5 protein-coding genes are annotated in these 8,447 nt (G+C 65.5%); 1 reads left to right on the top strand and 4 read right to left on the bottom strand.

Annotated features, from left to right (window positions below):
* Window positions 1-39 precede the first annotated feature (39 nt).
* Window positions 40-2,343 (top strand): DNA topoisomerase IV subunit A, encoded by a 2,304-nt coding sequence (gene parC / locus GTP90_RS33830; protein WP_161087627.1) that lies wholly within the window; start codon window positions 40-42, stop codon window positions 2,341-2,343.
* A gap of 72 nt (window positions 2,344-2,415) precedes the next feature.
* Here parC and GTP90_RS33825 read toward each other — a convergent pair whose 3' ends face one another.
* The 4 genes from GTP90_RS33825 to GTP90_RS33810 form a co-directional block, all read right to left on the bottom strand.
* Window positions 2,416-2,886 carry a hypothetical protein gene (locus GTP90_RS33825; protein WP_161087626.1) on the bottom strand — a complete coding sequence of 157 codons (471 nt, stop codon included), beginning with the start codon at window positions 2,884-2,886 and terminating at the stop codon, window positions 2,416-2,418.
* A 95-nt stretch (window positions 2,887-2,981) separates the two neighbouring features.
* Window positions 2,982-4,415 carry an IgA Peptidase M64 gene (locus GTP90_RS33820; RefSeq protein WP_161087625.1) on the bottom strand — a complete coding sequence of 478 codons (1,434 nt, stop codon included), beginning with the start codon at window positions 4,413-4,415 and terminating at the stop codon, window positions 2,982-2,984.
* A gap of 137 nt (window positions 4,416-4,552) precedes the next feature.
* Window positions 4,553-7,417 carry a TonB-dependent receptor gene (locus GTP90_RS33815; RefSeq protein ID WP_161087624.1) on the bottom strand — a complete coding sequence of 955 codons (2,865 nt, stop codon included), beginning with the start codon at window positions 7,415-7,417 and terminating at the stop codon, window positions 4,553-4,555.
* 164 nt (window positions 7,418-7,581) lie between these two features.
* Window positions 7,582-8,447 (bottom strand): cyanophycinase (locus GTP90_RS33810; protein WP_161087623.1); only part of this gene is annotated, 866 nt, incomplete at its 5' end.

The following is an 8,447-nucleotide window of genomic DNA, read 5'->3' as shown; positions in this document are numbered from 1 at the left end:
GGCAACGGCGGCGGCCATGGCGGCGACGGCGGCGGCCCGCTGGGCGACGGCGGCGACGGCGGCGACGGCGATGGCGGCGATACGCTGACCCTGTCGACCTTTGCCGAACGCGCCTACCTCGACTACGCCATCTCGGTGGTCAAGGGCCGCGCGCTGCCGGACGTGTGCGACGGCCAGAAGCCGGTGCAGCGCCGCATCCTGTACGCGATGAACGAAATGGGCCTGAACAGCACCGCCAAGCCGCGCAAGTCCGCCACCGTGGTCGGCGACGTGCTGGGCAAGCTGCACCCGCACGGCGACCAGTCGGTGTACGACGCCATGGTGCGCATGGCGCAGGACTTCTCGCTGCGCTACCCGCTGGTGGACGGCCAGGGCAACTTCGGCTCGCGCGACGGCGACGGCGCCGCGGCGATGCGCTACACCGAAGCCCGGTTGACGCCGATCGCCAAGGTGCTGCTCGACGAGATCAACCTGGGCACCGTGGAATTCCAGGCCAACTACGACGGCTCGACCGAGGAACCGTGCCTGCTGCCGGCGCGCCTGCCGATGGTGCTGCTCAACGGCGCCTCCGGCATCGCGGTCGGCCTGGCGACGGAAATCCCGTCGCACAACCTGGGCGAAGTGGCGCAAGCCGCCGTCGCCATGATCCGCAATCCGAAAATCAGCCACAGCGAACTGATGGCCATGATGCCCGGCCCGGACTTCCCGGGCGGCGGCCAGATCATCACCCCGCCATCGCAGATCAGCGACATGTACGCCAGCGGCCGCGGCAGCATGAAGGTGCGCGCCCGCTGGAAGATCGAGGAGCTGGCGCGCGGCCAGTGGCAGGCGGTGGTCACCGAACTGCCGCCGGGCACCTCGTCGCAGAAGGTGCTCGAGGAGATCGAGGAGCTGACCAACCCCAAGATCAAGATGGGCAAGAAGGCGCTGTCGCCGGAACAGCTGGCGCTCAAGTCGCTGATCCTCAATTCGCTCGACACCATCCGCGACGAATCGGGCCGCGCCGCGCCGGTGCGCCTGGTGTTCGAGCCGAAGTCCAAGAACCAGGACCAGACCGAATTCATGCTGCTGCTGCTGGCGCACACCTCGCTCGAATCGTCGGCCTCGATCAACCTGGTGATGATCGGCGGCGACGGCCGTCCGCGCCAGAAGGGCCTGGGCGACATCCTGCGCGAGTGGATCGAATTCCGCTTCGCCACCGTCACCCGCCGCACGCAGTACAAGCTGGGCAAGGTTGACGCGCGCATCCACATCCTGGAGGGCCGCGAGACCATCCTGCTCAACATCGATGAAGTGATCCACATCATCCGCAACTCGGACGAACCGAAGGCGGCGCTGATGGAGCGCTTCCGCCTGTCGGAGATCCAGGCCGAGGACATCCTGGAAATCCGCCTGCGCCAACTGGCCCGCCTGGAAGCGATCAAGATCCAGCAGGAGCTGGCCGAGCTGCGCAAGGAAAAAGGCCTGCTGCAGGACCTGCTCGACAACCCATCGTCGATGAAGCGCGCCATCATCAAGGAAATCGACGCCGACGCCAAGACCTACGGCGACGCGCGCCGCACGCTGATCGAGGAAGCGCAGAAGGCCGTGGTGGAACAGAAGGTGGTGGACGAACCGGTCACCGTCATCATCTCGGAGAAAGGCTGGATACGCGCGCGCACCGGCATCGGCCACGACGCCGCGCAATTCACCTTCAAGGCCGGCGACACGCTGTACGGCGCCTTCGAATGCCGCACGGTGGACAACCTGCTGGCCTTCGGCAGCAACGGCAAGGTGTACTCGGTGCCGGTGGCCGCGCTGCCGAACGCGCGCGGCGACGGCGTGCCGATCACCACGCTGATCGACCTGGCGTCGGGCGCCCGCATCCAGCACTACTTCGCCGGCAGCGGCACGACGCAGCTGATGCTGGCCACCAGCGCGGGCTTCGGCTTCATCGCCAAGGCCGGCGACATGGTCAGCCGCATCAAGGGCGGCAAGGCCTTCATCACCCTGGAGGACGGCGACGTGCCGCTGCCGCCGGCGGTGATCGCCGACAGCGCCAGCGCGGTGGCCGTGTTGTCGGCCAACGCGCGCGTGCTGGTGTTCGGCATGGACGAGATGAAGGTGCTGACCAACGGCGGGCGCGGCGTGATCCTGATGGAGCTCGACGACAAGGAGACCCTGATCGCGGCCAAGCCGATCAGCCAGAAAGGCGTGATCGTCTCCGGCATCGGCCGTGGCGGCAAGGCGCAGGAGGAGCGGCTCTCGGCCTCCGCGCTGGCGGTACACTTCGGCAAGCGCGCCCGCAAGGGCAAGGCGCTGGCGACCAAAATCAAGCCCACCGCGCTGACGCCGATCATCTAGGACCGGCGCGCGCAAAAAAAGCCCGCCGGCTTCACGCCGGCGGGCTTTTTTTCATGCTGCCTGCAGCTTGGCTTAATGCTTGGCGGCGGCTTCCTTGACCTCGGCCGCCGACTTGGCCTTGACGGCGTCGGTCTTGTTGGCGGCGATGGCCTTGTCGGCGGTCGCGTCAACGGTCTCCTTGATCGCCTTGGCGTCGGCCTTCACGGCCTTCTTGCCGGCCTTTTCCTCCGCCTTGGCGACCGCCTTGTCGCCCTTGGCCTCCGCCTTGGCCTTGTCTTCAGGATCGGCCTTGGCTACTTTCTCGTTGGCCTTGGCCTTCTCCACCTCGACGTGGGCTGCCGCCTCGTCATGCGTCTTGTTGGCCTTGGCGATGGCCTTGTCGGCCTTCTTGTCGGCCTTGGCGTCGGCCTTCAATTCCTTCTGCTGCGCCTTGGCGACGTCCTTGCTGGCTTCATTTTCAGCCTTGACCGTGGCCGGCGTGTTCTGGGCATAGGCAACCGTGGCGAACAGACCGGCGATCAGGGTGGCGATAATTTTTTTCATGATGGTTCCTCTCAAAGTTCAACGGGATGCGTTGCTGGCATCCAGAATATGCCGATGAGCTGAAGCACTCTGTACGGTATCGTACCAAACAGGAATTACTTGGCCGCCCCCGGACGCGAGTACAGATCGATGATGGTGCCGATGGCGTCGGCGCACACCGCGCAAAACTGCTCGCTGCGGTCGAACATGATGCACTGCATCTGCGGACGGTAATAGCCGCTGGCCTCATAGTTCGCGCCCTCGAACGCGCCCACCGTGTGGAAGTTCGGGTCCTTCGAGAACAGCGCGTTAGTCGACGCCAGGTCCTTGCGGAACAAGGCGCTCATCTCGGCCTCCGGCCGGCTGGCGGCCCGCAGCGCGGCGCGCTCCTTCTGGTAGGCGCGCGACGCGGTTTCATACGCCTCCTTCTGCCACGGCGTCGGCAGCGGCGTGCCGTCCTTGACGAACTTCTTCCATTTCAGGTGCGCCGGATCGCGCAGCGCGGTCGCATTCGGCTCCCACGGCTCCTGGCGCGTGCCGTTGGACTGGTAGGCCACCGGCGAGGTGTAGTACTCGTCGGCCAGGCCGGCGAAGTGGTGGCCGAATTCGTGCACGAACAGGTAGTTGGCCCAGTCGTTGCCCGCCGCCGCGGTGCTGAACTGGCCGAAGATGCCGCCGCCGCCGTAGGTCTCGTTGTTCACCAAAATCTCGATGAACTCATACGGCGCGTACTGCGCCAGCTCGCGCAGCGCGCGGTTGTCGGTGGTGAGCACGTAGCGCTCGCTGCCGAAGATGTCGTAGCGCGTGCCCAATGGCGACGCGTGGTGCACGCCGGTCGATGGCCGCGACACGCCCGATTCCTCCGTCGGCAGCGCCAGCGCCCACACGTTGAAGTCCTTGGCGCGCTCCTTGAACGGCGAGGTGGCGAACAGGTGGTCGGCCAGCTTGCGCGCGCTCGCCTCGAACTTGGGCATGTCGGCCCTGGTGTAGCCGTCGCCCAGGATCAGCAGGTCGACCTTGTCCGGCGACGGGCCGTTGACGCGGATGGCGATCGGCTTGGGCGCGGCCGCCATCGACGCCGGCGGCACCTGCTTGCGCACCACGTCCATCGCGTCGGTGTCGACATCGGCGGTCCACACCACCGAGAAGGCGTTGCGGTCGTCGCGCTTCAGGATGCGCACGCGCACCGGATGGTCAGGCTTGGGGAAGCGCACCGATTCCTGGAAGCCGCGATTGGCGTGCGCCGCCTCGTCCGTGCTGCGCCATTCGGCGAACACGGTGGAGAAGCCGCGCGAGTACAGCAGGTCGCCGGTCTTGGCGTCCACCACTTCGACCATGTTGTTGCCGCGGTTGGTGTCGTCGATGGTGCGGCGCATGTCGCCCGGCCACGGCAGCGGCTCGATCACCACGCGCTCCATCGCGTAGCTTTCGTTGAGCGCGTTGCCGCTGTGGATGTAATCGAGACGGACGGTGGCCGGTTGCGCGGCCAGCGCGGGAACGGCGGCGATGGCGGCGACGGCGGCCAGCGCGTAAGAGACGAAGCGGTTCATGGAACTCCTGTGGTTCGGTGTACGGTGACCGCCATTGTAATCCCACTCAATTCGGGCCGGTGCCGACAGGCGCCAGTGAAATGAAAAAGGGCGCTGCCGGTGCAAACCGGGCAACGCCCTGCCTGGCTGGCCCGGGCTTACATCTGCCAGCGCACGGCAGCCGAGACCGAACGTCCGGTCTGCAGCGTACCGAAATTGGTCAACTGCGGGCTACCCGCATTGCCGAAGTGGTAGTACTGCTGCTGCATCTCGTTGGTCAGGTTGACGCCGCTGATATCGACCGACATCCGGTCGTTGATCTTGTACGAGATCTGCATGTCCACGCTCTTTTCCGGCTGGCGCCAGATGCCGATCGGATTGGCAAACAAGGCCGCCTCGTTCTTGGCCAGGAAGCCGGAGCGCCACACATAGGACAGGCGCGCGCTGACCGGGCCCTTCTCGTAAGCCAGCGTGGCGTTGTACGAGCTGTGCGACACGCCAAAGAACGGCGTCTCGAGCTGCGAGACGATGACGCCGGCATCGTTGGCGTCGGGGACGTTCTGCGACGAGGTCAGCCGCGTATAGCTGCCCTGGATGCCCAGGCCGTCCAGCAGGCTCGGCAGCCCTTTCGGGAAGTAGATCAAGCCGAGCTCGCCGCCCTTGATGTCGCCGTTGGAGGCGTTGACCGGCGAGTTGATCACATAGTCATAGCCGTTGGTATGGTCGCCGCCCGAGGTCGAGTTGCGGAACGGGTCGTTGGCCGGATCGACGTGCACCTTGTGGCGCAAGCTCACCACCAGGCCGTCGATCTTGCGCTTGAACAGCGTGCCGTACAGCGCGCTGTCCTTCTGGAAGTACCACTCGCCCGTCAAATCGAGGTTCTTGGAGTGCGTCGGTTTCAGGTCGGGATTGCCGCCGCTGCCCGAGCCATACCCCACCTTCGACACGTCGTCGCCCAGTTGCAGCACAGGATTCAGGTCGCCGAACGTCGGGCGGCGCAGGGTTTCGCCGTAGTTCAGGCGCACCACCACGTCCCTGGCCGGATCGTAAATCAGCGTCATGCTGGGCAGGACCTTGCTGGTCGACTTGCTGGCGCCGGACGGCGTGACCGCCTTGGTGGTGGCGTCGACCTTGTAGAAGGTCATGTCGGTATCGACCTTCACGTAGCGCGCGCCGAAATTGCCGCGCAGGCGATGGCCGAACAGCTCGTTCTGGGTATTCCCCATCACGAACAGGTTCTTGGTCTTTTCATCGACCTCGAACGTCTTCTGCAGGCTCAGCTTGTCGGAGGTCAGGAAGTTCGCATCGGCCGCGTTATACATCTTGCGCCAGTCGTCGAGATGGTCGCGGATGTAGTAGGCATTGGGCTCCACCCATGAGCGCGGAACGTCCGAGATGGACGTGCCGAAGTTCGCGTTGGTGGACGCATACGCCGGCCCCAGCGAGGCCAGGTTGCGGCCCAGGAAGGCCGATTGGTTGCGGTTGGCCTCCGACGCCTTGCGGTCGTCGAAGCGCGCGCCGAACTGGATCGACTGCAGCGCCCCCCAGTCGGCATCGTAGACGCCCCCCAGGCTGGCGGTCGCGGCGCTGCCCTTGTTGCGGTTGGCGGTATCGTAGAACTGCGCGACATTCCACTTGGCCGGGTCGGTCAGGTCGGCGTTGTTATTGAAGCGGAACGCCGTGTTGCCGCCGCCGCCATTGAAGTCGACCGAGATGGACGGCGCCACGCGATCGATGCGGGTGGCGGTGAATTCCGAGTGGAAGGTGCTGGTCTGGTACGACAGGTCGCCTTCCAGCTTCAGCTTGTCGCTGATGTCCCACTTGCCGTTCAGCGCATAAACGTAGGAATCGGTGGCCGACGTGGTGTAGTCGCCGCTGTTGAAGCCATACACGCTGCCGACGTTGCGGCTCTTGATGATGTTCGTTCCCGGGAAGGTCGTGATCGACCCCGCCGGGTTGCTGCCAAGGTCACCCCACCAGTCGACAAAGCTGAACAGCAGCTGGTTGAAGGCCTTGTCGCGATAACCGTTGTACATCGATTCGAAGGTGTAGACCGCATCGCTGTTCGGTTTCCACTGCAAGGCGATGTTGGCGGCCGGCCGCTCGCGCTCGCCCTTGAGGTCGCTCTGGAACACGGCGTCGCGCGCCAGGTAGTAGGGATAGGCCTTGCCGTTGAAATCCAGCGTCGAACCGGCCGCGGTCGGCAAGCCGGCGTGGGTGCCCGGCGTCCAGATACTGGTGTCCGTGATGCGCTGCAAGGGCGTGTAACCGGCGGGAACCTCGGCGGCGTTGGGGCTGGTGAACGGCACCATGGCGCCCGGCGTCACGCTTTCGTTGCGGTATTTGGTCTTGGCTTCCGACAGGTTGACCAGGGCGCCAACTTCGCCGATGCCGGTCTGCCAGCGGTTGCTGAACATGGCGCTGAGCTGCGGGTTGGCCTTGTCCGCCGGCTGCAGATAGGTTTCACGCGCCGCCAGCGAAATCTTCTGGCCCTTGAAATCGAACGGCCGCAGCGACTTCACGTCGACCTGGCCGGCAATGCCGGTTTCCAGCTGGCTGGCGTCGCGCGTCTTGTAGACGTCGATCTGGCGCACCAGGGTCGAGGGAATGTCCTGCAGCGCGACCTGCGTGCCGGACGCGGTGAAGATGGTGCGGCCGTTCCAGGTGGTCTGGACGTCGGGCAGGCCGCGGATGGACAAGGTGCCGACCTCGCCGCCGGCGCGGTCGGTGACCTGGATGCCCGTCACGCGCTGCAGCGCTTCGACGACATTGTTGTCGGGCAGCTTGCCGATGTCCTCGGCAACGATCGATTCCACCACCTGGTCATTGGTGCGCTTGATCGCCAGGCTCTTGATCAGCGATGCCTTGACGCCGGTGACCACCACGGTCGCGGCCTCGGCCGGTTCGGTCCTTGCGGCGGCCTCCTGCGCCCACACCGAGGCGCTGCTGAGCAGGCCGGCGCCCATCAGCGCGGTCACGGTCAGCTTCAAGGCCAATGGACGTGCAGATACTTGCGTTTTCATACGTCTCCTGTATTTCTAGTTATGGATAAATGTGCTCCTCCTAAATCATCTTAGAGATGCGGCAATAATCAGGCCAATCAATTTTTCCGGGTTCTTAATACCCGTTTCAATATCAAGGGTCGTGGAGAGAGCAAAACCCGCAGCGGGTTTCGCTGAAGCGCCGGTCAAGGCGCGGGGCTTTTCTGCGCCAGCGACTGGCCGATGTCGAGCGGCCGGATGTCGAGCCGCATGTTGAGGATCGAATAGCTCTGCGGCGCCGCCGACGCATAGCCCACGCTGTCGCGCGTCTTGGAAAAGGTGAACTGGAAGCCCAGCTCCGGCAGCGCCGTATCGCGGCCGCTGGTGGCGATGCCGACCGCCTCGCTGCGGCGGTTGTTCATCAGGTTCTCCATCAGCTCGACCACCGCGTTCCTGCCCAGGATGTCGGCCGAGAACACCGGCTCGCGCAGCATCGCCGCATGCGCCTTGAGCTTGCCGCCGGCCTTGGCCGGCGACGGCGTGAACGTGTGCGTGCCCAGGTCGTACCGGTCGCCCCGGTCCAGATAACTGATGATCGCGTTGGAGACATTGAAGCCGGCGCTGGCCGGATCGGTGGTGGCGCGGCTCAGGTCGATCAGCAGCGCGCCCTTGTGGCCGACGATCTCCACCCGGCGCCGGCTGTCGACCACCATCGCCGTGTTCTCGTCGATGCCCAGGCCGAACTTGTAGCCCTTCTTCAGCATGGCCGGGATCATGCGCGCGAAGCGCCCGCGCACCAGCAGGTGCTGGTCGACGAACACGTCGTCGCCGATGAAGCCCAGGCCCGGCGCGATCTCCCTGCCCTCGGTGACGCCGCCGCGCAGCGTGGCGAACACCGTGTTCGGCGCGGAGAACATGGTGCTGCTCATGATGGCCGCGCCGGCGCTGTTGCCGGCCACCACGCCGCCGCCGCGGTACAACGCCCACACCGCGTCCAGCACCGCGCTGCGGCTGCCGTCCTCGCGCACCAGCGCCTGCGTGATGCGGGCCTGGTCGCCGCCGGCAAAGAACA

It is taken from the genome of Duganella vulcania, from assembly GCF_009857655.1.
In the GTDB taxonomy this organism is placed as follows: Bacteria; Pseudomonadota; Gammaproteobacteria; order Burkholderiales; family Burkholderiaceae_D; genus Rugamonas; species Rugamonas vulcania.
This window is presented reverse-complemented; position numbering and strand designations above follow the sequence as displayed.